Origin of the sequence: Ideonella sp. (genome assembly GCF_041914305.1) — a bacterium.
In the GTDB taxonomy this organism is placed as follows: domain Bacteria; phylum Pseudomonadota; class Gammaproteobacteria; order Burkholderiales; family Burkholderiaceae_C; genus Ideonella.
This window is the reverse complement of sequence record NZ_JAYSDQ010000002.1, coordinates 291,859-316,944: the sequence shown is the minus strand read 5'-3', so window position 1 is coordinate 316,944 and position 25,086 is coordinate 291,859. Positions and strand designations below refer to the sequence as shown.

Here is a 25,086-nt window from a genome sequence, read left to right as displayed (position 1 = left end):
GACGCGGGGCTGACGCGCAATGGCAGTGCCGCGGCCGTTGACGCCACGCGCGTTTCGCTGTCGATGTGGCCGGCCGATCTTCTTTCGCAACAGCCAGTGCCTGGCCTGCCACACGCCGCTGGGCTACGACCCGGCCCGGCGCCTGCTGCTGCCGCTGCAGCGCGTGGACACCCCGCAGGGCGACGCGGGCGGACCGGAGCTCTGGCGCGCCGCCGGTGCCCGCAAGAGCCGGCCCTACCAGCTCTGCGCCCACCGCGACAGCCCGGCCGCCTGCAACTGGCTGGTCGACCCGGGGGACACCCATGCGGTGCTGCAGCCCGGCCAGGCGCCGCTGTGCCGCTGCTGCCGGCTGACCCGCACGCTGCCCGACCTGTCGGTGCCAGAGAACCAGGGCTACTGGCTGCGCATCGCACAGGCCCAGCGCCGGCTCGTGTCGGCGCTGATCGGGCTGGGCTTGCCGGTGCAGTCGCGCATCAGCGAAGACCCGCAGCACGGGCTGGTGTTCGACGTGCTGCGCAGCCTGCCCGGCCAGCCGCCGGTGATGACCGGCCACGCCGACGGCGTGATCACGCTCGACGCCGAAGAGGCCGACGACGCGCGGCGCGAGCAGCGCCGGGCCGACCTGCAAGAACCCTACCGCACGCTGCTGGGCCACCTGCGCCACGAAACCGGCCACTACTACTGGCAACGCCTGGTGGGCGACGAGGCCAGCCCCTGGCTCGACGCATTTCGCGAACTGTTCGGCGACGAGCGGCAGGACTACGCCGCGGCGCTGCAGGCCCACTACCAGCAGGGTGCTCAGGCCGACTGGCGCGAGCGCCATGTGAGCGCCTACGCCAGCAGCCACCCATGGGAAGACTGGGCCGAAACCTGGGCCCACTACCTGCACCTGCGCGACACGCTGGACACCGCGCGCAGCTTCGGTGTCGACGGCGAAACCATCGAGCTCGACTACGAGCGCTTCACGCCGGACGTGCTGGGCACCTGGGCCGACGCCAGCGCGCCGGGCTTCCTGCGGCTGGTGAACGGCTGGATGGAGCTGACCGGCGTGCTCAACGAGCTGTCACGCAGCATGGGCGTGCCCGATTTCTACCCCTTCGTGCTGTCGGCCGCGGTGCTGCGCAAGCTCTACCTGGTGCACCGGGTGATCGGTGCACCGGCATAGACTGGCTCAGCAGGCGCGCGCTTCGTGCGCCGCCGGGGCCGCAGCCGGCGGTCGCCACCCGGTGGGCGCCGGCAGCCAGCGGTCGAGCCGCTGCATCACGAAATGCAGGTCCAGCGGCTTTTGCCAGGTCTCGATGAACCCGCTGTGGGCGCCGTCGAAATCGGCCTCGGCCGTGACCGCCACCGCGGGAACATGGCGCCAGCGAAACTGCGTGCGCAAGCGCGGCAGCAGGTCGCTGCCCCAGCAGTCGGGCAGGCGCAGGTCCAGCAGCAGCAGCGCCGGGCGGATGGCCCCGCCGAGCGCGATGGCTTCGGCGCCATCGGCGGCCACGATCAACTCCAGATGGGGTCGCAAGCGGAACAACGCGCGCATCAGGAAAGCGTTGGTGGGCTCGTCTTCGACGTACAACACCTGCGGCCGGCCGGGCCTGCCGTACAAGTCATCCATTCGCGACACTCCGGTCTGTTTGATGATGGGCCAACGATCAAACAGAAGAGCAATCGACGTGCCCAAGCCCCGCTTGGCCGCGGTGGCTTGGAAACAGCTCGTATCAGCGCCGCAGCAAGGCCCGTCGTCGGCGTGCGTCCAGGCCCGGTGTGGCCCGCAGGTCGGTGTCGACCTGGCCGGCCTGGATGTCGGCGTAGGCCTGCTGCATCACGGGCTGCGGCTCGGGGTTGGCCGAGCCGGCCGACTCGTCGCGCTCGTGCGGCAAGGCCAGGTCGCGGCCATCGCTTTTCATCGAAGAACCGGGCGCGATCGGCGGCTTGCCGACGTTGCGCGGTGACTTCGCAGGGGCGGGGACGACGCGGGGCCGGGCTTTCATCGGAACTCCTTTCGGCAAGCTTTGCTCGGGCAGCCCGGGCACGTGGCAAAGCCCGCGGCATTTGCCATGCCCGCCCGCCAGGCTTTCAGGTACGGGGATTGCCGTGTCGGCACTGCGCAAGAGCGACCGGTCAGTGTGGGCCGGCACCTTGCAAACGCTGGGAAGCCGTTGACCTCTCTCGACCCCACCCCATTCGACCCCGCCCAGCCGGCAGCGGCTGGGTTGGGCGCGACCCTCTCGGACATCCACCGCCGCACCGAGGCGCGCGTGGCCGAGGCCCTGCAGCGGGACGACGGCGCGATCGAGCCCGACGAGATGGCGCGCCTGATCCGTGAGCTGGGCCAGCACCAGGTCGAGCTGGAGATGCAGAACGAGCAGCTGCGCCAGGCCCACGTCGAGCTGAAGCAATCGCGCGACCGCTATGTCGACCTGTACGACCGCGCGCCCCTGGGCTATGTGACGCTCGATGCGCAGGGCCGCATCGTCGACGGCAACCACGTGGCCGCGGCCCTGCTGGGCGTGCCGCAGGCCGAGCTGCTGGGCTGCTCGCTGCGGCAGTTCTTTCACCGCGAAGACCTGGTCGGCCTGCGCCTGCACATCGACGCGGTCGAGCACGGCCGCGGGGGCGGCCCGCTCGAGCTGCCGCTGCTGCCGGCGCGCGGCGGGGCGGGGCGCTGGGTTGCGCTCGAGACCACGGTGGTCAAGGCCACGCCGTACGGCGGCCGCCAATGCCGCATCGCGCTGCTGGACATCAGCGAGCGGGTGCGCATGCGCGAGGGCCTGGCGCGGCTCGCGGCCATCGTCGCGTCGTCGGACGATGCGATCGTCAGCCGCGACGTCGAGGGCCGGGTCACCTCGTGGAACGAGGGCGCCCACCGGCTGCTGGGGCGCACGGCCGACGAGATGCTGGGCCAGACGATGGACGCGCTCGTGCCGCCCGAGCTGCAGGCGCAAGAGGCCGACCTGCTGTACCGCCTGCGGCAGGGCCAGAAGGTGGCGCACCTCGAGTCCGAGCGGCTGCAGCCCGACGGCGCGCGGGTGCCGGTGTCGATGAGCCTGTCGCCGATCCGTGACGAGCGGGGCGAGGTCGTGGGCTCGGCGCTGATCGCGCGCGACATCAGCGAGCGCCACCGTGTCGACCGGGCGCTGCACGAGCGCATCCGCCAGCTCGATGTGCTGGCCAGCGCGAGCCAGGGGCTGATCCTGGGCGAGCAGGACCCGGCCACGATGCAACGCGAGCTGCTCGAGCGGGTGCGCGCCGCCGTGGGGTGCGAGATCTGCCTGAACTACGGCGTCAGCGAAGACGGCCAGGTGATGCAGCTGCAGTCGTCGATCGGCCTGAGCGACGAGCAGCAGGCCGAGCTGGCCCGCGTGCCCGTGGCCGATTCGCCCTGCGGCCTGGCGGTGCAGCGCAAGAGCCGCATCGTGGTCGACGACGTGCAGAACAGCCCGTTCGACAAGGTGCGGCGGCTGAGGCAGGCGGGGGCACGCTGCTATGTCGGCTGGCCGCTGATGGCGCACGGCCGGGTCTATGGCGTGGCGGCCTTCGTGTCGACCAGCCGCGACCGTTTTCGCGGCGGCGACCTGCTGGTCATCAAGAGCCTGTGCAGCCAGGTGGCGGCGATGCTCGAGCGCAGCCACCTGGTCGCCGAGCTGCGCCAGCGCGAGCAGACGCTGCGCAAGTCCGACCAGGCCAAGGACGAGATGATCGCCACGCTGGCCCATGAACTGCGCAACCCGCTGGCGCCGCTGCGCAACGCGGTCAGCATCCTGCACCACGACGTGAGCGACCCGCAGCGCGTGGCCTGGTGCCGCGACATCATCGAGCGCCAGGTGGTGCAGATGAGCCACCTGCTCGAAGACCTGCTGGATGCGAGCCGGCTGACCCGCCGCAAGATCGAGCTGCGGCTCGAGCGGCTCGACCTGCAGCGGGTGGTCGGCCAGGCCATCGAGGCGACGCAGCCGCTGGTCGACGAGAAGCGGCACCGGCTGCAGCTGGCGCTGCCCGGGCAGCCGATCACCGTGCACGCCGACCTGACGCGGCTGACGCAGGTGCTGGCCAACCTGCTGAGCAACGCGGCCAAGTACTCCGACCCCGGCAGCGAGATCGTGCTGCGCGCCTGGCGCGACGGCGACCACGCCTGCGTCAGCGTGCGCGACAGCGGCATCGGCATCGCCGCCGAACAGTTGCCGCTGATCTTCGACATGTTCTCGCAGCTGTCGCCGGCGCTCGAGCGCACGCGCGGTGGCCTGGGCATCGGCCTGGCGCTGGCGCGCGGGCTGGCCGAGCAGCACGGCGGCACGCTGCACGCCCACAGCGACGGGCCCGGCCGGGGCAGCGAATTCACGCTGCGGCTGCCGGTGGGCGAGGCGGTGCCGGTCGAGGCCGGCGCGCCGGCGCGGCCCGAGGCCACCGACCCGCCGCGCCACCGGCTGCTGGTGGTCGACGACAACGTCGACGCGGCGCAGACGCTTGCGGCCATGCTGTCGCTGCACGGGCAAGAGGTGCGCACGGCCTATGGCGGGCGCGAGGCGCTGCAGCTCGCTTCGCAGTGGCGGCCCGACGTGGCAGTGCTCGACATCGGCATGCCCGAGCTGAACGGCTACGAGCTGTGCCGGCGCCTGCGCGACCAGAGCGCCGGCCGGCCGCCGCTGTGCATCGCCTGCACCGGCTGGGGCCAAGAGGCCGACCGCGAGCGCGCGAACGAAGCCGGCTTCGATTTCCACCTCGTCAAGCCGGTCGACATCAACAGCCTGCTGCGCCTGCTGGGCGTGGCCGAGACCACCGCGGCGCCGCGGCATTGAAGGCCCCGGTGCAGGAACGCCGCTTGCCCGATGCGCGGGCATGACCTTGCCCGTGCTCCACCGCTGCGTCGCCCCCCACGAGGTGCAACCATGAGGGCCGACGACTCGGCATCGCCAGGCGCCCGGCCCGCGCCGGTCGACAGACCCGTGCCGTTCGAGCCGCTGGCGGTCACCGTGCACGGCGCCGGCCACGCCGGCCTAGTCGCCGCGGCCTGCCTGGCCGAGCTCGGCCACAGCGTGGTCTGCACCGACGCGGGCGCGGCCCGCCTGGCGCAGCTGGCCCGCGCCGAGCTGCCGTTCGACGAGCCGGGGCTGGCCGAGCTGATCGTGCGGCACGGCCTAACCTGCCGCCTGCGCCTGACCGCCGACACCGACATGGCGGTCGCGCATGGCCGGGTGCAGCTGATCGCGCAGACGCCCTCTGGCATCTACGGCGGCCAGGCCCAGGAAGGCGGCTGGGTCGACGTGCGGCAGGTGCTGGCCGCGGCCCGTGGCATTGGCGAGCGCATCACGCGCGAGGTGCTGGTGGCCACCCACTGCACGGCCCCGGTCGGCACGGCCGATCGGGTGCGCGAGGTGATCGGCGCGGCACTGGCCCGCCGTGGTGCGGCGCTGCCGTTCGCGGTCGCGGCCACCCCCGGCTTCCTGCGCCACGGCCAGGCGGTCAACGACTTTCTGCAACCGCCGCGCATCGTGGCCGGTGCCGACACGCCGGCCGCGTTTCGGCTGCTGCGGCAGCTGTACGCGCCGCTGCTGCAGGCGCCGGTGCAGTGGGTGCCGATGGGCCTGCGCGCTGCCGAGTTCACCAAGTACGCCAGCAACACGATGCTGGCCGCGCGCATCAGCCTGATGAACGACCTGGCGCTGCTGGCCGAGCAACTGCAGGTGGACATCGGCGAGGTCCAGCGCGGCATGGCCGGCGACGCCCGCATCGGCGAGCGGGCCTTGTCGCCCGGCTGCGGCTTCGGCGGCCCCGGGCTGCCCGGCGATGTGCGCGCGATGCGCCGCAGCGCGGCCGACCTGGGGCTGGTGCTGCCGATGCTGGACGCGATCGAGCAGGCCAACGAGCGCCAGAAGACGCTGCTGCCGTGGCACATCATCCAGGCCTTCGACGGCCACCTGGCGGGGCGCCGCATCGCGCTGTGGGGCCTGGCCTACAAGCCGGGCACCGACAGCCTGAGCGAGTCGCCCAGCGAGGCGCTGATCCAGGCGCTGTTGGCCGAAGGGGCCGAGGTGGTGGCCTACGACCCGCAGGCGATGCCGGCCGCGCGGCTGCGCTACGCCGGGTTGCCGCGGCTGCGCTTTGCCGCCGATCCGTTCGGCGCGGTGGTGGGCGCCGATGCGCTGGCCATCGTCACCGACTGGCCCGAGTTCCGCCGCATCGACTGGCGCAAGGTGCGCCGCTGCATGCAGGGCCACCGGGTCTTCGACGGCCGCAACGTCTGCCCGGCGCACGAGCTGGTCGAGCTGGGCTTCGGCTACCGCGGGGTCGGCCGAGCCGTGCACGACAGGCCGGCCGAGATCGTCGCCTTCGCGCGTTGATGCCGCGGCCCGCCGGGGTGGGCTTGGTGGCCTGCGCGGGCCGCGAGGCCGTCAGGCGTCGTTGATGCGGCGGCGGATCACGAACGCGATCGCCCCCAGGCCGGCCAGCATCATCAGCAGGGCCGAAGGCTCGGGCACCGCCAGCACCTCGCCCAGATGGGCCAGGCCGTCCTCGGCGACGATGTCGCCCGCCAGCGCGGCGCCGGTGTCGCCGCTGCGTGGCATCGGGCCGAGCGGGTCGGCGGTGTCGGCCAATGGCGCTGGCAGCGCGGGCGGCGGCAGGTGATCGAAGTCTGCCCGCACCGGCGGGGGTGACCAGGCCACCGGTTGCAGCGGGCCGTTGGCGGCCGAGGCGAAGTCGATGCGCTGGGCCCAGTCGCTGCCGGTCAGGTCGGCCCCGGCGATGGGGTGGCCTGCCACCGAGCCCCAGTGATCGTCGCGCATGTCGCGATGAGGTTGCGGCAGGGCGGCGCCGGCTGGGCCCGCGGCCAGCACCATGATCACGACGGCCCCACACATCAGATTCATGACTTCTCCTTCGGCGGCGACAGATCCCTGCGGCTGTGCCGCCCGGGCGCCTTTTGCAGACGAGGTGCGGCTTTGTGCAATGGCAAACCACAGGCCAGGCCGGCCCGGCGAATCGGGCGCGAAACGGCCGGCACGAGCGGCGGCGGCGCGGTCGGCGGGGCAGCTTTTTCTGCAAGCGTTTCGGCGGCGCGTGGGCTGCCAGAATCGGCGGCTTCCACCTTCGCCGAGCGTCTGCCAATGAACCTCGCCACGACCGAAATCAAGGCCTTCGTACCCGCGCTCGACTTCGAGCGCTCGCAGCAGTTCTACCGTGCCCTCGGCTTCGAGATCCCGTGGTCGGGCGAGGGCCTGGCCTACGTTCGCCACGGCGACACGAGCTTCTTGCTGCAAGACTTCAACCAGCCCGAGTTCGTGAAGAACTTTCAGATGCACCTGCTGGTGGCCAACGTGGACGATTGGCATGCGCATGTGCTGCAGTCGGGGGTGCAGCAGCGCTTCGGCGTGCGCGTCGATCAGCCGCAGGACCAACCCTGGCGCATGCGCGACTTCGTGCTGTTCGACCCCAGCGGCGTGCTGTGGCGCGTGGCGCAGAACATCGACTGAAAGCCGCCGTGTAGGACAACGCCTGGCGCATTTGCACAGGGTTGCAGCTGTAGCGCCTTGGGCCGGTTTGCATCAGCCAAAGCTTTCTAGGATGGCTTCGCACGTCGGGTGATGAACCCCATCGCCGGCGGCAACCACCTCGAAAGGACTTCATCCGATGACCCGTTCCCTGATGGCCCTTGTGACCTTCGCCGCCATGGCCGCACCGGTGCTGGCCCAGACCACCGCCCCGGTCGCCACCCCGGTCGCCGCCCCGGTCGCCGCCCCGGTCGCCGCCCCGGTCGCCGCCCCGACGGTGGCCGCCTCGGCGCCTGCTGCGCCGACCGCGCCTGCCTCGTCGCCCACCGACCCGAAGGCCGACAGCGGCAAGAAAGAGAACAAGCAGCCCAAGCCCGAGCCGAAACCGCAGGGCGAGGCGAAGTAGGCGCCCAAGCGCCCCGAACCTGTCTCTGATCGGCGGGCGGTGTCTTCGGGCACCGCCCGTTTTGTCGTGCGCCTCACGTGCGCACAACCTCGCTTCAGGAGCGGGGGTCGTCGGCGTCGGGCGGCTGCTGCGCCGCGTCGAGCGGCCACCAGCCCGCGGCCACGCTGGCCTGGCGGGCGCGGGCCTTCAGCAGGATGTCGCTCAGCACCTGCGGTTCGAGCGGCTTGCGGATGAAGTGGTCGAAACCGGCGGCCAGGCAGCGCTGCTCATCGTCGAGGCTGCCGGTGGCCGTCAGGCAGACGAACAGCGCGTGCGTGATGCGGCCCTGCAGCTTGCGCGCCTTGGCCAGCACCTCGCAGCCGTCGTGGCCCGGCATGTTCAGATCGAGGAACACCAGCGCCGGCTGGAACAGCTCGGCCACGCGCAGCCCCATCTCGCCGCCAAAGGCGACGGCGGTCTTGCAGCCGATCATTTGCAGCAGATAGCTCAGTGACGTGGCCGCGTCGACGCTGTCGTCGACGATCAACACACGCAACTCGGCCAGGTTGTCGATGTCATCGCTCACCCAGGATCCCTCTCACAGCCGTTGTGGCCCCGAGCGGCAAGCGCCGATCCCGCCGCGGCGGGGGCGGCGGCAGGAAGTAGGGGGTCCTAAGCCGCGTGGGCGGTGGGCAGCGAGATCTCGCGCAGGGTCTGGTCGGTGTCGTGCGACTGGCGCAGCGCCAGGTCGCCGAGCGACAAGATGCCGACCAGTTCGTGCCGGCGGTTGACGACCGGCACGCGGCGCACCTGCGCGTCGCCCATCAGGCGCATCACCTCGTCGCTGTCCTGGTCCTCGGTGGCGCATTGCACGTCGACGGTCATGATGTCGGACACGCAGGCCGCATCGGGCTTCATGCCGGCGGCCACGCCGCGGATCGCGATATCGCGGTCGGTCACCATGCCGAGCACACGCTTGCCGTTGCACACCGGCAGCGCGCCGACATTGAGCTCCTTCATCATCCGGGCGGCACGCTGCAGCGTGTCTTCGGGGCCGATGACCTGGGGGCTGGGGGACATGATCTCGCTCACGTGGGGCATGGGGTTCTCCTGAGGCACGAACACGGAACCCTGACCGGGCAAACCGCGCGCCCGCGTGGTGGCCTCTTGTGGCGCGGGGCTGCGCATCGGCCGCCCCGGCGGGCGACCCGGCGTCAGGCTTGCAGCAACAGGGGCTGGGTCGGGGTGGCGCTGGGCTCGTCGGTGTCGAGCGGGCCGCGCTGCAGCAGGTGCAGGTAGCGCTGCGACAACCCGTCGAGCACGCGCTTCCAGTCGTGTTCACGGGCGCGGGCCAGCGCCCGGCCGGCCAGGTCGCCGTCGCGCCCGGCCAGCGCGGCGCGCATCGCCTCGGCCCAGTCGCCGGGGCGGCGCGAGGTCATCGTGATCGCCACCCCGTCGGCCAGCTCGCCCAGGCCGGCGGCAGCGCTGGCGACCAGCGGGGTGCCGCAGGCCATCGCCTCCAGCGCGGCGAGGCCGAAGGTTTCCTGGTCGCCGGCGTGCACGAACGCGTCGCAACTGGCCAGCAGCCGCGCCAGTCGGCCACTGTGGAACTGGGGCTTGAGCACGATCACTTGGCGGCCCTTGGGCGGGCGCGGGCCGCTGCCCACCGCTAGCAACACATGCTTCGGCCCGAGCAGCTCGACGGCCCGGCTCAGCAGGTCGAGGTGCTTCTCGGCGGCAAATCGGCCGATGTAGACCAGCAGGCGCGTGCCCGGCGGCAACTGCAGCCGGCGCTCGAGCGCGCGCCGCCACGCCGGGTCGGCCGCGGCCGGGTTGAAGACCGCGCAGTCCACCCCCAGCGGCTGGTGCTGCGCGTGACGCACACCCAGGTCGTGCAGCGTGTCGGTCATCGCGCGGCTGGGGGCCAGCACCATGTCGAAGCCGGCATACACGCGCGCCAGGTAGCGCTGGGCCTGGCGTTCGGCCCAGCGGCCGGGCCAGGCGGTGGCGCAGCGGTTGCCGGCCCAATGCGCCGCCAGTGCCGGCAGGTTGCTGTGGCAGAACGCCACCGACGGCACCTGCAGCGCGCGCGCCGCGTCGAGCGCGGCCCAGGCCAGCGTGAAGGGGTCGGACGACTCGATGATCTCGGGCTCGGCCTTTTCGATCAGCCGGGTGGCCTGGGCGCGGTTCCAGACACACCGGTAACCGCCGGACAGGGGCAGCGGCACGCCGCCAACGTCGACCATGTCCGGCCCGCGCACACCCGGCGCCACCAGGGTGTGCCGCCAGCCCTGCGCCACCAGCATGGCGCGCTTGGTGCTGATGGCCCGCCGCACCCCACCGCAGGCCTCGCGCGCCCACAGCATCGTGGCGTCGAGCAGGTGAGGGCCCTCCGGCCGGTAAAGGCTGCGCGGCGGGGGGCGCGAGGTGTCGGGCATGCAGCGGTCGTTGCAAGGCTTATGCCACCGCGTCGTTGCGGCGGGTTTCACCCGCAAGGGCAGGAAAGCGGCGCGTCCCGGCATGGCCGGCGCGCGCCCGTTGTGCCGTAAGGCCTACCGACGGACGGCAGTTCTTGCTGCGCCCGGCGGCACGCTTGGCACTCAGTTGCGGTCGCTGCGCGCCGCGCGGTCGGTCAGCGTCGAGTCGCTCGACGGGGTCGAGCCGTAGCTGCTGCCGGTGGCCGACGAGTCGGTGGTCGACGGCGTGGTGGCGCTGCCGCTGTTGTAGCTGCTGGTGCCGGTGGCGCCGGTGCTCGGCGTCGTGCCGGTGCTGGTGTTGGGGTTCACCGTGCTCGGCGACGAGGTCGAGCTGGGCATCGTGGTCGAGCTGCCGCTCGTCGACGGTGTGGTGGTCGACGGCGTGGTCGTCGACGGCATGGTGGTCGTGTTGGCCGAATTGGGCAGCGTCGGCGAGGCGGTGGTGTCCGGGCCGGTGGTGCCGCCGCCCTTGCCGCTGTCGGTGTTCTGGGCGACGGCGACGCCGGCGACCACGACGAGGCAAGCAGCGGCTGCGCTGGTCAGACGGGTGACGAGTTTGTTCATCTCAAAGACTCCAAGGTAGGTTGAGGATTCGCTGCGCGCCGCGGGCGGTTGAAGGCCGTTGGCGCGGCAAGCGCCGCGTCGTCTGGCCGGCAATCCTCGTGCCGCGTGCGGCGCACCGGGCGGCCATCGGGGCATGCCTGCGGTCGGCCGGTCCTGCCACGGCTGGCGGCACGCGGGCTGCTCAGGGCCCCTTGCGGGCCCGGCCACCGGGCCTGTGCCGATCGTTTCAACAGGAGCAAGCCCATGGCCAAGGCCGACACCACCTCGAAGACCCAACGCGAGATCCAGCAACAGCAAGACCGCCGTGACCAGGAACGCCAGGCCGGGCAGGACGATGCCGGCCACCACGCGGTGCAGGCCGGTGCCCGCCGCCAGCCCGAGAAACTGCCAGCCCAGCACCTGGCCAAGCCGGGCCGCGAGGCTGACCTGGAGCTGAAGCCGCGCTTCATGGCGCCCGACTACCGCGGCAGCGGCAAGCTGCAGGGCTTTGCGGCGCTGATCACCGGTGCCGATTCAGGCATCGGCCGCGCGGTGGCGGTGCTGTTCGCCCGCGAGGGGGCCGATGTGGCCGTGGCCTACCACTCGTCGCACGACGATGCGGCCGAAACCAAACGGTGCGTCGAGGCCGAGGGCAGGCGCTGCCTGCTGCTGCCGGGCGACGTGAAGGACGACGCCTGGTGCCGCCAGGCCGTGCAGCAAACCGTGGCCGAATTCGGCAAGCTCGACGTGCTGGTCAACAACGCCGCCTTCCAGGAGCATGCGGCGTCGCTGGAAGACATCGACGACGTGCGCCTGCAGGAGACGCTGGACACCAACATTGGCGGTTATTTCCGCATGGCCCGCGCCGCCTTGCCGCACCTGCGGCGCGGCGGCTCGATCATCAACACCGGCTCGGTCGTCGGCCTGCGCGGCAGCGAGAAGCTGCTCGACTACTCGGCCACCAAGGGGGCGATCCACGCTTTCACCAAGTCGCTGGCCAGCAACCTGCTCGAGCGGGGCATCCGCGTCAACGCGGTGGCGCCCGGCCCGGTGTGGACGCCGCTGAACCCGGCCGACAGCCCGGCCGACAAGGTGGCCGAGTTCGGCCAGAAGACCGACATGAAGCGCGCGGCCCAGCCCGAGGAGTTGTCGCCGGCCTACGTCTTTCTTGCATCGCCGGTGTGTTCGGGTTACATCAGCGGGGTGGTGCTGCCGGTCACCGGCAGCGTTGGCGCCATCTGAGTGGGGCGGCTGGCGCCCGGCAGGCATATGGCATAAGGCGCAAGGCACGGCGTTTGCTCAAAGAGGGTTCGCGTTTTCAAACTTCCCCACCTCTCACAAGGAGTTGCCGACATGAACCTCATCATCTGGCTGGTTATTGGTGGTCTTCTGGGCTGGGTCGCCAGCATGATCATGCGCACCGATGCGCAGCAAGGCGTGCTGCTCAACGTGATCGTCGGCATCGTCGGCGCCATGCTGGGCGGCTGGTTCATTTCACCGATGGTCGGCGTGCCGACGATCAACCAGGGCGCCTTCAGCCTGGGCGCGCTGCTGGTGTCGCTGGTCGGGGCCGTCATCCTGCTGGCCATCGTCAACCTGGTGCGCCGCGGGACACCCCGCTGAGCCCGCCGCTGAAACGAGGCGCCGCGCATGGCCGATGGATCCCGAGACGATGAGCCACTGGCCGGCGGCGGCGCCGCGCGCGGCGAGACGCTGACCGAGTCGCTGCAGAGCCTGCTGCATGAATTGCCCGGCCTGGTCAGCGACCGGGTCGAGCTGTTCGCGCTCGAACTCGCGCGCGCCGGCTCGGCGCTGGCGCGCATCGTGGCCTGGGTGGTGGCGATCGCCATCCTCGGCGTCACCGCCTGGCTGGCCCTGTGGGCCGGCGTGGTGATCGCGCTGGTGGGCCTGGGCGTGCACTGGGCGCTGGCCTTGCTGCCGGTGCTGCTGATCAACCTGGCGGCGGTGCTGCTGGCCGTGGGCCAGGTGCGCCAGCTGGCCACCCGGCTGAGCCTGCCCGCGACGCGCCGGCACCTGACGATGTCGTCGCCGCCGGCTCCCCCTGAAGCCAACCCTGACGAGCCCGATGGCCCACCCACCGCTCCCTGACGCCAGCAGCGACGATCTCGACACGCGCATCCGCCGCGCCGAGCTGGCGCTGATGGCCCGCGACGCACGCGTCAAGCGCCAGGTGGCCTTGCTCGGCCAACGCGTGCGGCGCGCGCGCGACCCGGCGCGCTGGGTGATGCCGGTGGCCGGTGGGGCGCTGGCGTTGCTGGCAGGCTGGTGGCTGTGGCGCCGCGTGCGCCCGCGGCCTGCGCCCCACGCGGCGGCGCACCATGCGGCCGCCGCGGGCGCTGCCCGGCCCGGCAAGCTCGACTGGCTCGAGCTGGTGGCGCTGGCCTGGCCCTTCATCCCCGAGCACTGGCGCCAGCGCTGGGGCTCGAACCCGACCAGCGCGATGATGAACCTGGGCATGCTCGCCTCGCGCTACCTGATGGACGGGTTGCGCGACGCCTTCAGCCACGCCGGCGAGGCTCGCGACGCCGGCGCCGGGCTGCCACCGCTGCGCACCGTGGCCCAGGTGGACCTGGGGCGTTACGCCGGCACCTGGTACGAGATCGCGCGCCTGCCCAACACGTTCGAGCGGGCCTGCAGTGGCCAGCCGCGGGCGCATTACGCGCTGCGCGAGGGCGGGGTGCTCGAGGTCTTGAACGGCTGCTTCGAGGCCGATGGCCACGAGCGCCTGGCGCACGGCCAGGCGCGGGTGCGGCCCGGCAGCCACGGCGCCAAGCTGGAGGTCACGTTCCTGCCGACCTGGCTGCGTTGGCTGCCGATCGGCTGGGCCGACTACTGGATCCTGCACCTCGCCGACGACTACTCGCTGGCGCTGATCGGCGAGCCGGGCCGACGCAACCTGTGGGTGCTGGCGCGCGAGCCGCAGATCGCGCCCGAGGCTCTGGCCGAGATGGTCGAGCTGGCGCGTGGGCTGGGCTTTCCGGTCGAGCAGCTGCAGGTGTCGCAGCCGGGCCCGGCGGCGAGCTGACGGGGCTGCGCGCAGCGCGCCGGTGGGCCGTCAGCCGCCGATCGCCGGGGGCGCCTGCAGCAACGGCAGCAGCCGCGCGCTCAGCTGCGCGTAGGCCGGCCCGCCGCGGCGCTGCAGGGATTGCAGCTGCGCTTCGAGGTCGACCGCGGCCTGCTCGTATTCGCCATGCTTGATGGCCTCGATCTCGCGGGCGATCGCCTTCAGCTTGGCCAGCGATTCGGCCGCCTGCGGCGTGGCGCTGCCGTTCTGCTCGGCCTGCGCGATCAGCACCTCGGTGATCAGGCCCAGCTGCTTGCCGTAGCTGGCCACGCCGAAGGCCTTTTCTTCGATCTGGGCGTTGCCGGCCCCCGGGCTGATGCCCTGGAAGAACCAATGCGTGTTCGGGTCGACGCGCAGCGCGTCGTTGCCGCTCCAGGGGAAGTGGATTTGGGGTGCCCAGAACCAGAGCCAGGGGAACATGGCGGTGTCCTTTCTTCAGTGTCGCCAGGGCCCTGGCGATCGTGCGCGAGTCCGGCGCCTTGGAATGCTGTGGTGGCGCGGTGCGGGTCGCCGCGGGGGGGCGCTCACCCAGCGCGAGCAGATCCTAACCCCACGGCTGCAAGGCTGGCAGCGCCACGCCAGAATAGTGGGCCAACCTTGCGCTGCTGTACCCCACCCCCCATGAAATTCATCTCCGTTCGCGTTCGCTCGGCCATCGTCATGCATGGCTACACCGATGACAACCAGGAGGTCGTCGAAGAGATCCGCGACGAGGCCTTCGTCGAGAAACTCGTCGCGGTCGACCGCATCCAGTCGGTGTCCGAAAAGTACCTGCTGGTCACCTCGTCGCACGGCCGGGTGATGTACTGGGAATACGAAGGCGGCTTCGCGGCGATGAAGTCGCGCCTGGCCGCGGCCGGGCTGTTGATCGGGTGACCTGCCGGGCCCGGCGCATGGCGTCGTTGCCCACCTTGCCCAGGCATCAGCCTGGGCGGCGGCGTGCGCCTTGCCCTGCATCCCTGCCCGGCCCGTTCGCACGGGCTTGCGTAGTGTGAACAGGCCCTAGTCGATCGGTGTCAGCAGCAGGGTGTGGGCGTCTTGCGTGTCTTCGCCACGGTAGCCCTGCGCGACGATCTGGCCGGCGTCGTTGATGGCGCCTGCGTTGGTCAGCGTCCAGCCCGCGCCGCTGACCGGGTCCAGGTGATGGGTGAGCGGGGTCATGTGGCCATTGCGATAGATGAAGGCCCGCTGGTGGCGGTAGGTGGGGGTGTCGGACCAGCCGACGACGACGCCATGGTTGTTGATGGCCCGCGCGGCGCTGCTGCTGCCGCCCAGTGTGCCGAGGTCGGTGACCCGCCCGCCATCGAAGATCACCGCGTGGCGTCGGCCGTCGTCCAGGTCGCTGGCACCGACCGCCACGTCGGCGTCGTTCAGCGCATAGGCAAAGCTGGAGCCGCCCGACAGCGTGCCGAGGTCTTTCAGCTGGGCACCGTCGTGGATGAAGGCGTGGTAGTGGATCTGGTTGCCTGCCACGAGCGAGTAGCCCGCCACGTGGCCCGCCCGGTTGATCGCGAAGGCGCGCGAATCGTTGCCGCCCAGGGTGCCGAGATCGATCATCACACCATGGTCGTAGCGGTATGGGTGGACCCGGCCCAAACCTGCGTCTGACGAACCCACGACCTGGCGCGCCTCGTTGATGCCCTCGACGGTGACCATGCCACCGCCGAGCAGCCCCTTGAACTTGCGCAGCCCGGCGGTGGTCCAGATGCAGGCCTTCGGCCGGCGGGCCTGGGGGCCCTGGCAGGTGCCCGCCACGTCGCCCCGGTCGTTGATGGCGTTGCCCGAGTTGTATTGGCCGGCGGCTTCGAGCAAGCGCAGGCTGCCGTTCTCGAACACGAACGCATAGTCGACACCGTCGATGCCCAGCGTGCTGGTCACCGCGCCGCTTCGATTGATGCCCATGTGGAAAGCCTGGGAGGCTGCGACATCGGTGACTTGGTAAGTGGCGGCCTGGGCAGCGGCGATGCTGAAGGCGGCGACGAGACCGGCGAGGGCGTGTGAGGCGGCCATGCTGAAAGCTCTCCCGAGTGCGAGGGTGCGGGGGGCGGGTGCGGACGGCCGATCGTAGCCCTTCGAACCGATCCCGTTGACCCCCTAACTTGCTGGTTAGGGCGGCGCTGAATAAGTCCCCGCGAGGGGGGCTTCACTGCGGCGCGCGGCCGTAGAGGATCGACTGCACGACGCCCGACTTGAAGCGCACGGTGGCCATCAGGTTGCCGGGGCCGCGGTCGTAGACCCACTCTTCGACCGGCTGGCAGGGCGCCACTACGGCGGCGTAGGGGCCGGGCAGCGGCTGCAGCGTGCCGGCCTGCACCCACGGGGCGCAGTAGCTGTCTTTCAGCAGCGGCTCGCCGCACTTGTAGAGCACCGCCAGGCGCGAATCGCCCTCGCCGGTGCTGCTGCCGTTGCAGCGCAGCGATTCGGCCCAGGCCGGCGCCGCGGCCCATGGGCCCAGCGCGGCGGCGGCGATGCAAACGATGGCGTGACGTGGTTTCATGGCGGCCTCGGCCGGCAACAGGCTGCGAGCATTGTGCGCGCGGGCGTGCGTTGGCGCCGGCGTCAGGCCTTGGCGGCCACCGCCTGCTTCAGCGCACCGACCAGGTCGTCCGGGCTGCAGGGCTTGCTCAGCACGGTGAATTCGCTCTGTGCCGGCCGCACGTTGCTGTAGCCGCTGATCAGCACCAGCGGCAGCTGCGGGTAGCGCGCGCGCAGCTGGCGGGCCAGCGCCACGCCGTCCATCCCGCCCGGCATCACGATGTCGGACAACACGGCGTCGAACGGCGGCTCGCCCCCGTCGAAGCAGGTCAGCGCCTGCTCGGCACTGCGGGCCAGGTGCACCTGGCAGCCATACGAGCCGAGCAGCGCCGCCGTCACGTCGCCGAGCGATTCGTTGTCTTCGACCACCAGCACCCGCAGGCCGGCCATCGCGCCCGCGTCGGCCGCGGGCTTGCGGGCCGGCGTGGTGGCCGTGGCCGGGGCGGCCGGCAGCACCAGCGTCACCGCGGTGCCCATGCCCGGCGTGCCGGCGATGCGCGCGGCACCCCCGGCCTCGGTGCAGAAGCCGTGCACCTGGCTCAGCCCCAGCCCGCTGCCCAGGCCGGTCGCCTTGGTGGTGAAGAAGGGTTCGAAGGCGCGGTTGGCCACCTCGTCGCTGATACCCGTGCCGTCGTCGGTCACGGTGATCAGCACATACGCGCCCGCCGGCAGCTCGGTGGTGTCGGCCGGGCCGGCGTTGCCGGCTTCGAGCCACAGGTGGCCGCCGTTCGGCATCGCGTCGCGTGCGTTCAGGGCCAGGTTGATCAGCGCCAGCTCCAGCTCGCCCGCGTCGACCACCACGGCGCGTGTGTCGGGTGCGACCTTGACCTCGACCGCGATGCGCTTGCCCAGCACGATGCCCAGCAGCTCGCGCAGCTCGGGCAGGGTGCTGACCAGGTCGACGCGCTCGGGCCGCGTGGCGTGGCGGCCGGCAAAGCGCAGCAGGTGCTGGGTCAACCGGCGGCCGGCCTCGACCGCGCGCATCGTGGCGGCCAGCGGGGAGTCGATGTCGAGCTGGCCGTCGTTGCGGCGCTCGATCAGGTAGGCGCTGTTGCTGATCACGCCGAGCAAGTTGTTGACGTCGTGCGCCACCCCGCCGGTCAGGCGGCCCAGCGCCTCGACACGCTGGTTGTGCGAGGCGCGTTGCTCGGCGTCGCGGGTGCGCGCGATCGCGTCGTTGACCTGGCGCTCGAGTTCGCCGCGGGCGCGCTGCTGGGCATAGGCGGCGGCTTCGAGCGCGTTGGCCACCTTGTCGCACTCTTCGATGCCGGTCGGCTCGGCATGCACCGGCAGGCCGGCCTGCATGCGCTCGGCCATGTCTTTCAAGGCGACCACCGGCTCGACGATGCGGCGCGACAGCCAGCGTGCGCCGAAGATCGCCACGCCGGCCAGCACCGCGCCGACCGCCAGCAACTGCATCACCGCCGCCGGCACATGGCCGGCGAGCTGCGAGCGGGGCACCGCGGTGAGGAAGGTCCAGCCCTGCGGCGAGGTGCTGAAGTAGCCGGTGACGGGCTCGCCGTCCAGCGAGGTCGACTGGAACAGGCCCTCGCGCTTGGCGGCGATCTGCGCCTTCAGGTCGGGCGTGGTGGGCCGCCCGATGTACGACGAGCCGCCGGGAAAGCGGGCCACGACCGCGCCTTGCGCGTCCATCACGGTGGCAACCCAGCCGTGCGGCAGGCGCTGGTGGTCGACGATCTGCTGCAGCTCGATCGGCAGGATCGTGACCGCCAGGTTCAGCGCGGTGTGCTCGGCGCGGCGTACCGGCGCGACGACCGAGGCGCGCCATTCGCCGTTGGCCGGGTCGCGGGCGAGCGGGCCGACCTGCTCGGTCTCGGCCAGCGTGGCCGGGGCGCTGGCCGCCGTGGGCGCGGGCCCCGGCATGCCGGGCGGGTAGCGCGTGCTCAGCAGCAGGCCCTGGTCGGAGTGCAGCTCGACCCAGCCGCCCAGGCCTTGCAGCGCATGGCGGGCCTGGCTATCGAAGTAGCTCAGCTGGTCCTTGGTCAACGCGGGCGCGTTGTCCAGCATGGCCGACATCGACAGCATGCGGGCGATGGCGGCGCGTTGCGCCAGCTCGCGGTCGACCACCATCGACAACGCGTTGGCGGTGTCGCGCAGCCCACGCTCCATCGTGCGCTGCTCGGCGCGAAAGGTGTTGAACAGCACCCACAGTGCACCGGCCATCGCGGGCAGCAGCACCGACATCAGCAGCAACAGCAAACGGGAACGGATCGAGATCGGCATGGGCAAGGGGAGCGGGGGCAGCGGCAGGGCCGGCCGGCCCACAGCACGCTCAGACTTTAGAGCAGCTGTGGATGCGGCGCCGTCCGACACCGTAGAGGCCACGCCATGGCCACGATGTCGCCAAGAGGTGTCTGAACTGTTTCAGTTGAAAGGCGAGTCATGCCAGCCCGCAAACCTTGCATCGCGTTGATCACCTTGGCCGTCTGCGCGACGGTGGGCCTGCCGGCGCACGCACAGGAGGGCAACGCGCCCGTGCTCGTCGAGGGCTTCACGCCGGCCAACATCGGCAAGAGCGGCTACCTCGGCATCGACTTCGGCCAGGCCCGCTATTCCACCGGTTGCGGCTTCGGCGGCTACCGGTGCAAGAACCCCGACCTGGCCGGCCGCGTGCATGTGGGCGGCTTGTTCAGCAACCACGTCGGTGTCGAGCTGGGCTACGTGCACATGGGCAGTGCCGAGCGGGCCGGGGGGCGCACCTCGGCGCAGGGCGTGAACCTGAGCCTGCTCGGGCGCCTGCCGATGGGCGCGTGGAGCGCCTTCTTCAAGCTCGGCGGCACCTATGGCCGCACCGAGGTGAGCGCCGATGACCTGTCGGGGCTGCCGACCGGGGTGGCCAAGGGCTGGGGCAGCTCTTACGGCGCCGGCCTGACCTACGAGGTCGCGCGCAGCTCGGCGCTGGTGCTCGAATGGGAGCGCCACGACTTCAGGTTCCAGGGCCAGGGCAAGCGCGAAGTGCAGTTGACGACGCTGGGCTACCGCTACCGGTTCTGAACATGCAGGCAAGACATTGAAACGGGGCCCGCGGGCCCCGTGTGTCCGGGTCACGAGACCCAGCTCAGTTGCTGGGCGCGCGCACGATGATGTCGTTGCGCACCGACTTCACGTCGGGCACGTCGGCGGCCATCTTGCCCGCAGCTTCCTTTTCGGCCTGGCTGGTGGCGAAGCCCGCCAACTGCACGGTGCCGTTCACCGTCTTCACGTCGATGCGCATCGCGCTGACCGTCGGGTCGGTGGCCATCTTGGTCTTGACGCGGGCGGTGATGGTGCTGTCGTCGACGTACTGGCCGACGCTGCTTTGGCCGCTGGTGACGGCGCAACCCACGCTGCCCAACACGGCGCCGGCGGCAATGAACGCAGCGGCGATCAGAGAGAGTTTTCTCATTTCCAGGCTCCTCATGTATGGATGGACTGCCCATGGAGCAAGCCGTGTGCCCGCCCAGTGATCGGGGTCAGAAATACATGGTGGTCCGCCCCGTCAGATCTTGCGGCTGGTGATCGAGCCGGCTTCGTGCGGCGGGTAGCGCGCCGGGTACTGGCCGGTCATCAGCAGGCCGGTCTCGTCGACCGGCGCGAGGTCGTTCAGCCCGGTCAGGCTTTCGTTCGCGTCGGCCGTCAGCAGCGCTTCGCGGCGCTCAGTGAACTCGGCGCACAGCGACTCCCAGTCCAGCTTGGCGCGCTTGAGCTGCGGGAACAGCTCGCCTTCTTCTTCCTTGATGTGGTGCAGCACGTATTCGCACAGCACCACGAAGCGGGCCGAGAACTTCTCGTCGACCGCATGGGCGGCCTCGAGCTGGGTGATCAGCAGGTGAATGGTTTCGTGCTCGACCTCGGCCTGGTCGACACGCTCGGGGTCGCCGACGATCGGGCGCATCACCGGGTAGATCAGCTCTTCTTCCAGCGCGGCGTGCACGCGCAACTCGTGCAGCGTGCGGCGCACGATCGATTCGCAGAGGTCGCCGTTGCGCTCGGCATCGAGCCGCTGGAATTCGCGGTACGCGCGCTTGAGCCGCCAATGGTCGTCCTGCAGCAGCTCGATGATGTGACTGCGCGCGGCGGTGGCGGCGCGGCTGTTGGGGTGGCTTTGCGGCATGGTGCGGCTCCTGTAGGCGGCAAGGGTTCTTCACTGAGATGGCAAGCGGTGTGCCGGCTGCCGCGCCCATATCGCTGGAGTGACCTGTGAAGGAACGCTGCTTGCCGCTGATCGGGGCAGTCCCTTTCCCTTGACCTCATTCCAGGAGAACGCACCATGGCCAACGATCTGCCCTACCAGGGCTACGCCAGCAACCCCCCCACCGGCTCGAATGCCGACACCTCGCGCAGCGCCAACCCTGGCAACGGCAGCGCCGACTCGTCTGCCCACCCGCGGCTGGACAAGGTCGTCAGCAGTGCCCACGAAGCGGTGGACAGCGCGGCCGAATCGATGGCGCAAGCGGCCGAGACGCTGCGCAACAAGGCCGATCGCCTGAGCGCGATGGAGAAGGAATACGCCGAAGCCTGCCGCGCCAGCGTGCGGGAACACCCGCTCAGCTACCTCGCCGGCGCATTGCTGCTGGGCGTGCTGGTGGGGCGGTTGAGCCGCTGAACTCGGGGCCCGGCTGCCACCTGGTCGGGCATCGAGATTGCCATCTCCACCGTGTCGGCGATCCCGTCGATTCAACCCAAGGAGTGACCATGCAACAGAACCGCAACCCGGAAGACCAGAAGACCACCCAGCAAGGCACCAGCGACTCGAGCCGCACCCAGGACCAGCAACAGCAACCGCGCCAGGGGCAAGGTCAGCCGGGCCAGTCGCAGCAGAAGAAGCCTGAAGACCAGCAGCAGCAACGCTCGGGCAACCAGGGCCAGCAAGGCCAGAGCGGCCAGAACCTGGGCCGTGACCAGCAAGGGCAGGGCTCGCAAGACGCCGGCCGCGACCAACTGGGTCAGCAAGGCCAGCAAAAGCGCGACCAGCGCTGATCACCCCGCCAGACGGGGCTCGGGCCGAAGCGGCCCGAGCCCTTTTTTTCAAGCCTCGGGCAAAGGCTACAAAAACTCACCAACGGCGCTGCTGCACAACCAGGCCGCAGCCTGACGCCGCCGCCGCTCAGCCCAGGCGGACGAGCTGGTAGCGCCCGCTCTTGCCGGGCACGAAGTGGGCGCTCCACTCGGTGTTGAAGGCCGCGGCGCAGTAACGCAGCACCACCTTGGGCGGCGCGATCGTGATGTAGGCCAGGTACTCTTCATGGTCCATGCCCAGCCGTTGTGGCAGCTCGCGCGCGGCCGAGTCCATTTCGGCGACCTGGGCCAGCACCTGCTGCGCAAAAGCGAGGTCGCCCGGCGGGACGACCGAGTTGCGCGCGCGCAGGTGGATCTCGAAGTCGAGCTTGCCGTCGTTGATCTCGACCACGCCGCGCTGGGGCCGCCGGCCGAACCGCAGGCGCTGCAGCGGCCGCCGCTTCTCGGGCGAGAAGAAGTCGATCGGCGTGCTCTTGAACAAAGCCACGTAGTCGCACGAGGGCGACAGCCTGTACTTGTTCATGGCGCGCAACGGCTGGCAGTCGACAACATGAAAACGCTCCCGCGAAAGATCGACGGTGTAGCACAACGACACGGCTGGGTATCTTGGGGCTGACCAGCATCGGGTCAGGCCCAGGTTTCGGGGCTACTCGTCGCAGCTCAAGCGAAAGTCGTCGTTCAGCAGGTGCGGCATCACCAGCGTGCGCAGGTTGGCGGCGCGGGCTTGCGCGCACATGCGGGCACGCGCGTCGGGGTCGTCGACCCACTTCTTCTTGTATTCGATGTTGAACACCGGCTTGTCGGCGCCGGTGAACAACGAATAGCCGCCGCATTCCTTGTAGACGTGGCACGACTCGTTGACCGCGAAATCGAAGCTCGCGACCAGCGCCGACAGCTGGCCGACGTCGTTCTTCAGCCCGATCTTCAGGCCGCGCGCGTGGGCCTCTTTCGCCAGGAAGCGGTTGTAGTTCAGCTGCGTGCTGGCGGTAAGCGGGAAGCCCGAGTCGGTGTAGGTGTACTCGTCGACGTTGTCGGTGTCGACACCGTCGCAGCCGCGCGCCGCGGCGCGGTCGAAGCGTGCCTTCATGATCGCGCGCACATTGGCCGAGCGGGTGTCGACCCAGCGCTCGCCGGGCCAGCCGTCGAGGTTGCCGCCCAGGTCGGCCGGCTTGAACTGCGCGTAGTCGGGGCGCCAGTCTTCGGCGGTGCCGGCCGAGAAGTAGCAGACCACATGAACACCGCGGCCGTGCAGCGTGTTCATCACCGCATCGGGGGTGTCGAACAGGTCGATGTCGTAGACCTCGACGTCGTAGCCGGTGTTGATCTTGCCGGTCAGCTGGATCTGGAAGCTGTCGTCCACATGCGGCACCCAGGGCGCGGCCCAGGCGGCCAGCGCCCAGCCGGCGAGGCACACGGCGGTCAGCAGTTTCGATGAACGGGGCAGTGGCATCGGGGTCTCCTCAGGTGATGTGGGTGTCGAGTGGTGTGGCGCACAGCAGCAGGTGGTTCTTGAAGGCCAGCTTGACGCGGGGGTGGGCGGCGCTCACGGTGCCCAGCGCCCGGCCATCGAACAGGTCGCGCAGTTCGTACAGCGCCTCGGTCAGGCCACGCAACTCGACCACGCCGTTCCACTGCGGCGCGTAGAAGGCGTAGTGCAGGCGGCCGTCTTTCTCGACCACGTGGGCCTCGGGTTGGTCGAAGCCGATGTCGTAGAGCTCGCCGCGGTAGACCCCGGTGGGCAGCATCTGCGCGCGGTAGAGCGTGATCCAGCGCCGCCACAGGGCCTCGTGCTCGGGTGTCAGCAAGAACGAGTCTTTCGGCTTCGGGTCTTCGGGCCAGGTGAATTTGGTCGACACCACGCCGCCGATGCCGACGGTGGACGCGAAGTCGGCACCACCGTCGCTCAGCTCGACATGGTCGCCGGCATAGGCGGCGCTGGGCCCCATCAGCGCCTTCAGCGTCTTGCCCTTGTGCCGCACCTGCCACGACGACAGCGGGTCCGACGCCGGTGTCTGGTTCATGTAGGGCAGGTTGTGGAAGGCGAACGAGGTGCCGCAAGGGCACAGCTCGATCACGGCATTCGGGTTGATCGCGCGCGCGGTGTCGTAGATCGCGCGGAAGAACTGGCTCAGCTGCTCGGCCGACTCTTCGGGCCGCGCGTGCCGGTGGGCCGGGTTGTGGCACAGCGCGGCGCCGTTCAAGTGTTGGCCGTCGATCTTCAGGCCCTCGAAGCCCCACTCGCCGATGACCTTGCGCACCAGCGCCTGGGCGCGCTCGATCGTCTTGCCGTAGGCCGGGCAGAGGTAGAAGCTGTTCCACCAGCTCACGTTCTGCACCGCGCCGTCTTTGTCGCGCAGCAGCATGTCACTGTGCTCGTGCAGCTCGTCGCTGCCGGGGGCCACGGCCAGCGGTGCGATCCACAGCCGCGGCTTCAGGCCGGCGCTGCGGATGTTCGCCGCCAATGCCTTCAGCTGCGCGTCGCCGCCAGGGAACTTGTCGGCGTTCGGCCGCCAGTCGCCGATCGCGGCCTGCCAGCCGTCGTCGATCACCGCCCAATCGAGGCCCAACTCTTTGACCTTGGGCAGCGTGGCCTCGACCCGCTCGACGCTGAACTCGCGCTCGTAGCCCCAGGCACACCAGATCGGCTCGTAGGCCGCCGCCGGTGGCGTGGCGGCGGCGATGCCGCGCTGCGCCATCACACGGCGGTAGGCGTCGAGCGCGGCGAAGTAGTCGCCCCGGTGCACGGCGACGAAGCTCAGCGCGGTGGTCAGCGTCTGCCCCGGCGCCAGCGTGGTGGCGCGCTTGGCGCTGATGCCCAGCTGCACACCGCCGCGCGACCAGCGCAGCGGCAGCGACACCTGCTGCGGCACGCGTTCGAGGTGGCCGACGGCCAGGCCCGCGTCGCGCCGCCACACGTCGACCACCGGCGTGCCGCCGCCGTAGTCGGGCGCGTTCATGCCCATGAAGTTGTCTTGCGCGAAGCCGGCTTTCACGGGCTGCACCCAGTCGTGCCGGTCTTCGTGGCTGGCGCCGGCGAATGACCAGAAGGCTTCGGTGCGGCCCGCGCGCGGCAGCACGCGGTGCTGCGCATTGCCCCAGCCCTTGATCGACAGCGTGGCCGCTGACTCGTTGCGGTAGCTCACCGCCAGCCAGGCGACGCCGGGGAAGGCATCGTGCAGCGTCACCGCCACTGTCTTGACGATGCCCTGCGCCGAGCGGCCTTCGATGCGCAGCCGGCGGCCGGGGCCGTGGGCGTCGTCGTGCAGCGCGTCGACCTGCGTCTGGCGCAGCACGAAGCGCTCGACGCTGGCGCCATCGGCCAGCGTCAAGGTTTCGCTGGCGTCGAAACCGGTCAGCGCCGCGGTCCGTGGGCCGGCCAGGTGGACGACACGGCAGCTCATCCACTCGTCGAACTGCAGCGAGACCACCGCATCGGCGATGCGCACGTGGCCGCGGCCGATGGCTGGCGCGCTGGCCGCCACCGCCGGTGCACACAAGGCCGACGCGCCCAGCCACTGCAAGAACGCGCGCCGGGCGATGGGGAGGGCTCGTGGCATG

The 25,086-nt window shown here is 70.8% G+C and carries 29 protein-coding genes; 13 read left to right on the top strand and 16 right to left on the bottom strand.

Going from position 1 to position 25,086, the window contains the following annotated elements; genetic code table 11:
* Positions 1-19: 19 nt before the first annotated feature.
* Positions 20-1,165, top strand: a complete 1,146-nt coding sequence (locus ACE3SG_RS04195) for a putative zinc-binding metallopeptidase (RefSeq protein WP_374562752.1) — start codon at positions 20-22, stop codon at positions 1,163-1,165.
* A gap of 6 nt (positions 1,166-1,171) precedes the next feature.
* Here ACE3SG_RS04195 and ACE3SG_RS04190 read toward each other — a convergent pair whose 3' ends face one another.
* Both ACE3SG_RS04190 and ACE3SG_RS04185 read right to left on the bottom strand, forming a co-directional pair.
* Positions 1,172-1,612 (bottom strand): response regulator, encoded by a 441-nt coding sequence (locus ACE3SG_RS04190; protein WP_374562750.1) that lies wholly within the window; start codon positions 1,610-1,612, stop codon positions 1,172-1,174.
* 103 nt (positions 1,613-1,715) lie between these two features.
* On the bottom strand, positions 1,716-1,988 hold the full coding sequence (locus tag ACE3SG_RS04185; RefSeq protein ID WP_374562748.1) for a hypothetical protein: 273 nt from the start codon (positions 1,986-1,988) through the stop codon (positions 1,716-1,718).
* Positions 1,989-2,156: 168 nt separating this feature from the next.
* Between ACE3SG_RS04185 and ACE3SG_RS04180 the strand changes: the two genes are divergently transcribed.
* The gene (locus ACE3SG_RS04180; protein WP_374562746.1) at positions 2,157-4,793 is read left to right on the top strand and encodes a PAS domain S-box protein; all 2,637 of its coding nucleotides are present in this window, start codon (positions 2,157-2,159) and stop codon (positions 4,791-4,793) included.
* A gap of 90 nt (positions 4,794-4,883) precedes the next feature.
* Positions 4,884-6,335 (top strand): UDP-glucose/GDP-mannose dehydrogenase family protein, encoded by a 1,452-nt coding sequence (locus tag ACE3SG_RS04175; RefSeq protein ID WP_374562745.1) that lies wholly within the window; start codon positions 4,884-4,886, stop codon positions 6,333-6,335.
* Positions 6,336-6,386: 51 nt separating this feature from the next.
* Here the strand turns inward: ACE3SG_RS04175 and ACE3SG_RS04170 are convergent, their stop codons facing one another.
* Positions 6,387-6,863 (bottom strand): PEP-CTERM sorting domain-containing protein, encoded by a 477-nt coding sequence (locus ACE3SG_RS04170; RefSeq protein ID WP_374562744.1) that lies wholly within the window; start codon positions 6,861-6,863, stop codon positions 6,387-6,389.
* Between the two features lie 237 nt (positions 6,864-7,100).
* Between ACE3SG_RS04170 and ACE3SG_RS04165 the strand changes: the two genes are divergently transcribed.
* Both ACE3SG_RS04165 and ACE3SG_RS04160 read left to right on the top strand, forming a co-directional pair.
* Positions 7,101-7,466 (top strand): VOC family protein, encoded by a 366-nt coding sequence (locus tag ACE3SG_RS04165; protein ID WP_374562743.1) that lies wholly within the window; start codon positions 7,101-7,103, stop codon positions 7,464-7,466.
* 157 nt (positions 7,467-7,623) lie between these two features.
* Entirely contained in the window at positions 7,624-7,890 is a 267-nt protein-coding gene (locus tag ACE3SG_RS04160) for a hypothetical protein (protein WP_374562742.1), read from the top strand.
* 94 nt (positions 7,891-7,984) lie between these two features.
* Here ACE3SG_RS04160 and ACE3SG_RS04155 read toward each other — a convergent pair whose 3' ends face one another.
* From ACE3SG_RS04155 to ACE3SG_RS04140, 4 genes are all read right to left on the bottom strand, one after another.
* A complete protein-coding gene (locus tag ACE3SG_RS04155; protein ID WP_374562740.1) occupies positions 7,985-8,455 on the bottom strand; it encodes a response regulator in 471 nt (156 codons plus the stop codon).
* Between the two features lie 86 nt (positions 8,456-8,541).
* The gene (locus ACE3SG_RS04150; protein WP_374562739.1) at positions 8,542-8,970 is read right to left on the bottom strand and encodes a CBS domain-containing protein; all 429 of its coding nucleotides are present in this window, start codon (positions 8,968-8,970) and stop codon (positions 8,542-8,544) included.
* Between the two features lie 113 nt (positions 8,971-9,083).
* Positions 9,084-10,307, bottom strand: a complete 1,224-nt coding sequence (locus ACE3SG_RS04145; protein ID WP_374562738.1) for a glycosyltransferase — start codon at positions 10,305-10,307, stop codon at positions 9,084-9,086.
* A 162-nt stretch (positions 10,308-10,469) separates the two neighbouring features.
* Positions 10,470-10,910: a hypothetical protein gene (locus tag ACE3SG_RS04140; protein WP_374562737.1), complete on the bottom strand. Its 441-nt coding sequence runs from the start codon at positions 10,908-10,910 to the stop codon at positions 10,470-10,472.
* 243 nt (positions 10,911-11,153) lie between these two features.
* On the opposite strand from ACE3SG_RS04140, the gene ACE3SG_RS04135 reads away from it, so the two are divergent.
* The 4 genes from ACE3SG_RS04135 to ACE3SG_RS04120 all read left to right on the top strand — a co-directional run bounded on the left by ACE3SG_RS04135 (position 11,154) and on the right by ACE3SG_RS04120 (position 13,935).
* On the top strand, positions 11,154-12,131 hold the full coding sequence (locus ACE3SG_RS04135; RefSeq protein ID WP_374562735.1) for an SDR family oxidoreductase: 978 nt from the start codon (positions 11,154-11,156) through the stop codon (positions 12,129-12,131).
* Positions 12,132-12,242: 111 nt separating this feature from the next.
* Complete coding sequence (locus tag ACE3SG_RS04130) at positions 12,243-12,512, top strand: GlsB/YeaQ/YmgE family stress response membrane protein (protein WP_374562733.1); 270 nt, start codon at positions 12,243-12,245, stop codon at positions 12,510-12,512.
* Between the two features lie 27 nt (positions 12,513-12,539).
* On the top strand, positions 12,540-12,998 hold the full coding sequence (locus ACE3SG_RS04125; RefSeq protein ID WP_374562732.1) for a phage holin family protein: 459 nt from the start codon (positions 12,540-12,542) through the stop codon (positions 12,996-12,998).
* Positions 12,976-13,935 carry a lipocalin family protein gene (locus tag ACE3SG_RS04120; protein WP_374562731.1) on the top strand — a complete coding sequence of 320 codons (960 nt, stop codon included), beginning with the start codon at positions 12,976-12,978 and terminating at the stop codon, positions 13,933-13,935. The genes ACE3SG_RS04125 and ACE3SG_RS04120 overlap by 23 nt, the downstream gene beginning before the upstream one ends.
* A gap of 30 nt (positions 13,936-13,965) precedes the next feature.
* On the opposite strand, the gene ACE3SG_RS04115 is transcribed toward ACE3SG_RS04120, so the two are convergent.
* Positions 13,966-14,394, bottom strand: a complete 429-nt coding sequence (locus tag ACE3SG_RS04115; protein ID WP_374562729.1) for a hypothetical protein — start codon at positions 14,392-14,394, stop codon at positions 13,966-13,968.
* Positions 14,395-14,595: 201 nt separating this feature from the next.
* On the opposite strand from ACE3SG_RS04115, the gene ACE3SG_RS04110 reads away from it, so the two are divergent.
* Positions 14,596-14,850 (top strand): hypothetical protein, encoded by a 255-nt coding sequence (locus ACE3SG_RS04110; protein ID WP_374562728.1) that lies wholly within the window; start codon positions 14,596-14,598, stop codon positions 14,848-14,850.
* 126 nt (positions 14,851-14,976) lie between these two features.
* Here the strand turns inward: ACE3SG_RS04110 and ACE3SG_RS04105 are convergent, their stop codons facing one another.
* The 3 genes from ACE3SG_RS04105 to ACE3SG_RS04095 all read right to left on the bottom strand — a co-directional run bounded on the left by ACE3SG_RS04105 (position 14,977) and on the right by ACE3SG_RS04095 (position 18,753).
* Positions 14,977-15,984: a DUF3466 family protein gene (locus ACE3SG_RS04105; RefSeq protein WP_374562727.1), complete on the bottom strand. Its 1,008-nt coding sequence runs from the start codon at positions 15,982-15,984 to the stop codon at positions 14,977-14,979.
* 133 nt (positions 15,985-16,117) lie between these two features.
* Complete coding sequence (locus ACE3SG_RS04100) at positions 16,118-16,471, bottom strand: DUF2845 domain-containing protein (protein WP_374562726.1); 354 nt, start codon at positions 16,469-16,471, stop codon at positions 16,118-16,120.
* 62 nt (positions 16,472-16,533) lie between these two features.
* Complete coding sequence (locus tag ACE3SG_RS04095; RefSeq protein ID WP_374562725.1) at positions 16,534-18,753, bottom strand: ATP-binding protein; 2,220 nt, start codon at positions 18,751-18,753, stop codon at positions 16,534-16,536.
* Between the two features lie 159 nt (positions 18,754-18,912).
* Between ACE3SG_RS04095 and ACE3SG_RS04090 the strand changes: the two genes are divergently transcribed.
* Entirely contained in the window at positions 18,913-19,524 is a 612-nt protein-coding gene (locus ACE3SG_RS04090) for an outer membrane beta-barrel protein (protein ID WP_374562723.1), read from the top strand.
* A 64-nt stretch (positions 19,525-19,588) separates the two neighbouring features.
* On the opposite strand, the gene ACE3SG_RS04085 is transcribed toward ACE3SG_RS04090, so the two are convergent.
* Entirely contained in the window at positions 19,589-19,915 is a 327-nt protein-coding gene (locus ACE3SG_RS04085; RefSeq protein ID WP_374562722.1) for a BON domain-containing protein, read from the bottom strand.
* A gap of 93 nt (positions 19,916-20,008) precedes the next feature.
* The gene (locus ACE3SG_RS04080; RefSeq protein ID WP_374562721.1) at positions 20,009-20,623 is read right to left on the bottom strand and encodes a hemerythrin domain-containing protein; all 615 of its coding nucleotides are present in this window, start codon (positions 20,621-20,623) and stop codon (positions 20,009-20,011) included.
* A 156-nt stretch (positions 20,624-20,779) separates the two neighbouring features.
* Here ACE3SG_RS04080 and ACE3SG_RS04075 point away from each other — a divergent pair, with 156 nt between their 5' ends.
* Together ACE3SG_RS04075 and ACE3SG_RS04070 are read left to right on the top strand one after the other, a co-directional pair.
* Complete coding sequence (locus tag ACE3SG_RS04075; RefSeq protein ID WP_374562720.1) at positions 20,780-21,115, top strand: hypothetical protein; 336 nt, start codon at positions 20,780-20,782, stop codon at positions 21,113-21,115.
* A gap of 89 nt (positions 21,116-21,204) precedes the next feature.
* Positions 21,205-21,489, top strand: coding sequence for a hypothetical protein (locus ACE3SG_RS04070; protein WP_374562719.1), 285 nt, complete (start codon positions 21,205-21,207; stop codon positions 21,487-21,489).
* 127 nt (positions 21,490-21,616) lie between these two features.
* Here the strand turns inward: ACE3SG_RS04070 and ACE3SG_RS04065 are convergent, their stop codons facing one another.
* The 3 genes from ACE3SG_RS04065 to ACE3SG_RS04055 all read right to left on the bottom strand — a co-directional run bounded on the left by ACE3SG_RS04065 (position 21,617) and on the right by ACE3SG_RS04055 (position 25,085).
* The gene (locus ACE3SG_RS04065) at positions 21,617-22,051 is read right to left on the bottom strand and encodes a hypothetical protein (protein WP_374562718.1); all 435 of its coding nucleotides are present in this window, start codon (positions 22,049-22,051) and stop codon (positions 21,617-21,619) included.
* Positions 22,052-22,174: 123 nt separating this feature from the next.
* Entirely contained in the window at positions 22,175-22,978 is an 804-nt protein-coding gene (locus ACE3SG_RS04060; protein ID WP_374562717.1) for an endo alpha-1,4 polygalactosaminidase, read from the bottom strand.
* Positions 22,979-22,988: 10 nt separating this feature from the next.
* Positions 22,989-25,085, bottom strand: a complete 2,097-nt coding sequence (locus tag ACE3SG_RS04055) for a glycoside hydrolase family 36 protein (protein WP_374562716.1) — start codon at positions 25,083-25,085, stop codon at positions 22,989-22,991.
* Position 25,086 lies beyond the last annotated feature (1 nt).

Excerpts from the sequence above, each read along its gene's own strand:
- ACE3SG_RS04075 (WP_374562720.1), top strand. The coding sequence starts at position 20,780 with ATGGCCAACGATCTGCCCTACCAGGGCTACGCCAGCAACCCCCCCACC.
- ACE3SG_RS04175 (WP_374562745.1), top strand. The coding sequence starts at position 4,884 with ATGAGGGCCGACGACTCGGCATCGCCAGGCGCCCGGCCCGCGCCGGTC.
- ACE3SG_RS04095 (WP_374562725.1), bottom strand. The coding sequence starts at position 18,753 with ATGCCGATCTCGATCCGTTCCCGTTTGCTGTTGCTGCTGATGTCGGTG.
- ACE3SG_RS04170 (WP_374562744.1), bottom strand. The coding sequence starts at position 6,863 with ATGAATCTGATGTGTGGGGCCGTCGTGATCATGGTGCTGGCCGCGGGC.
- ACE3SG_RS04090 (WP_374562723.1), top strand. The coding sequence starts at position 18,913 with ATGCCAGCCCGCAAACCTTGCATCGCGTTGATCACCTTGGCCGTCTGC.
- ACE3SG_RS04065 (WP_374562718.1), bottom strand. The coding sequence starts at position 22,051 with ATGAACAAGTACAGGCTGTCGCCCTCGTGCGACTACGTGGCTTTGTTC.
- ACE3SG_RS04100 (WP_374562726.1), bottom strand. The coding sequence starts at position 16,471 with ATGAAACCACGTCACGCCATCGTTTGCATCGCCGCCGCCGCGCTGGGC.
- ACE3SG_RS04160 (WP_374562742.1), top strand. The coding sequence starts at position 7,624 with ATGACCCGTTCCCTGATGGCCCTTGTGACCTTCGCCGCCATGGCCGCA.
- ACE3SG_RS04055 (WP_374562716.1), bottom strand. The coding sequence starts at position 25,085 with ATGCCACGAGCCCTCCCCATCGCCCGGCGCGCGTTCTTGCAGTGGCTG.
- ACE3SG_RS04105 (WP_374562727.1), bottom strand. The coding sequence starts at position 15,984 with ATGGCCGCCTCACACGCCCTCGCCGGTCTCGTCGCCGCCTTCAGCATC.
- ACE3SG_RS04115 (WP_374562729.1), bottom strand. The coding sequence starts at position 14,394 with ATGTTCCCCTGGCTCTGGTTCTGGGCACCCCAAATCCACTTCCCCTGG.
- ACE3SG_RS04165 (WP_374562743.1), top strand. The coding sequence starts at position 7,101 with ATGAACCTCGCCACGACCGAAATCAAGGCCTTCGTACCCGCGCTCGAC.
- ACE3SG_RS04130 (WP_374562733.1), top strand. The coding sequence starts at position 12,243 with ATGAACCTCATCATCTGGCTGGTTATTGGTGGTCTTCTGGGCTGGGTC.
- ACE3SG_RS04195 (WP_374562752.1), top strand. The coding sequence starts at position 20 with ATGGCAGTGCCGCGGCCGTTGACGCCACGCGCGTTTCGCTGTCGATGT.
- ACE3SG_RS04080 (WP_374562721.1), bottom strand. The coding sequence starts at position 20,623 with ATGCCGCAAAGCCACCCCAACAGCCGCGCCGCCACCGCCGCGCGCAGT.
- ACE3SG_RS04190 (WP_374562750.1), bottom strand. The coding sequence starts at position 1,612 with ATGGATGACTTGTACGGCAGGCCCGGCCGGCCGCAGGTGTTGTACGTC.
- ACE3SG_RS04070 (WP_374562719.1), top strand. The coding sequence starts at position 21,205 with ATGCAACAGAACCGCAACCCGGAAGACCAGAAGACCACCCAGCAAGGC.
- ACE3SG_RS04120 (WP_374562731.1), top strand. The coding sequence starts at position 12,976 with ATGGCCCACCCACCGCTCCCTGACGCCAGCAGCGACGATCTCGACACG.
- ACE3SG_RS04145 (WP_374562738.1), bottom strand. The coding sequence starts at position 10,307 with ATGCCCGACACCTCGCGCCCCCCGCCGCGCAGCCTTTACCGGCCGGAG.
- ACE3SG_RS04135 (WP_374562735.1), top strand. The coding sequence starts at position 11,154 with ATGGCCAAGGCCGACACCACCTCGAAGACCCAACGCGAGATCCAGCAA.
- ACE3SG_RS04140 (WP_374562737.1), bottom strand. The coding sequence starts at position 10,910 with ATGAACAAACTCGTCACCCGTCTGACCAGCGCAGCCGCTGCTTGCCTC.
- ACE3SG_RS04060 (WP_374562717.1), bottom strand. The coding sequence starts at position 22,978 with ATGCCACTGCCCCGTTCATCGAAACTGCTGACCGCCGTGTGCCTCGCC.
- ACE3SG_RS04150 (WP_374562739.1), bottom strand. The coding sequence starts at position 8,970 with ATGCCCCACGTGAGCGAGATCATGTCCCCCAGCCCCCAGGTCATCGGC.
- ACE3SG_RS04185 (WP_374562748.1), bottom strand. The coding sequence starts at position 1,988 with ATGAAAGCCCGGCCCCGCGTCGTCCCCGCCCCTGCGAAGTCACCGCGC.
- ACE3SG_RS04125 (WP_374562732.1), top strand. The coding sequence starts at position 12,540 with ATGGCCGATGGATCCCGAGACGATGAGCCACTGGCCGGCGGCGGCGCC.
- ACE3SG_RS04110 (WP_374562728.1), top strand. The coding sequence starts at position 14,596 with ATGAAATTCATCTCCGTTCGCGTTCGCTCGGCCATCGTCATGCATGGC.
- ACE3SG_RS04085 (WP_374562722.1), bottom strand. The coding sequence starts at position 19,915 with ATGAGAAAACTCTCTCTGATCGCCGCTGCGTTCATTGCCGCCGGCGCC.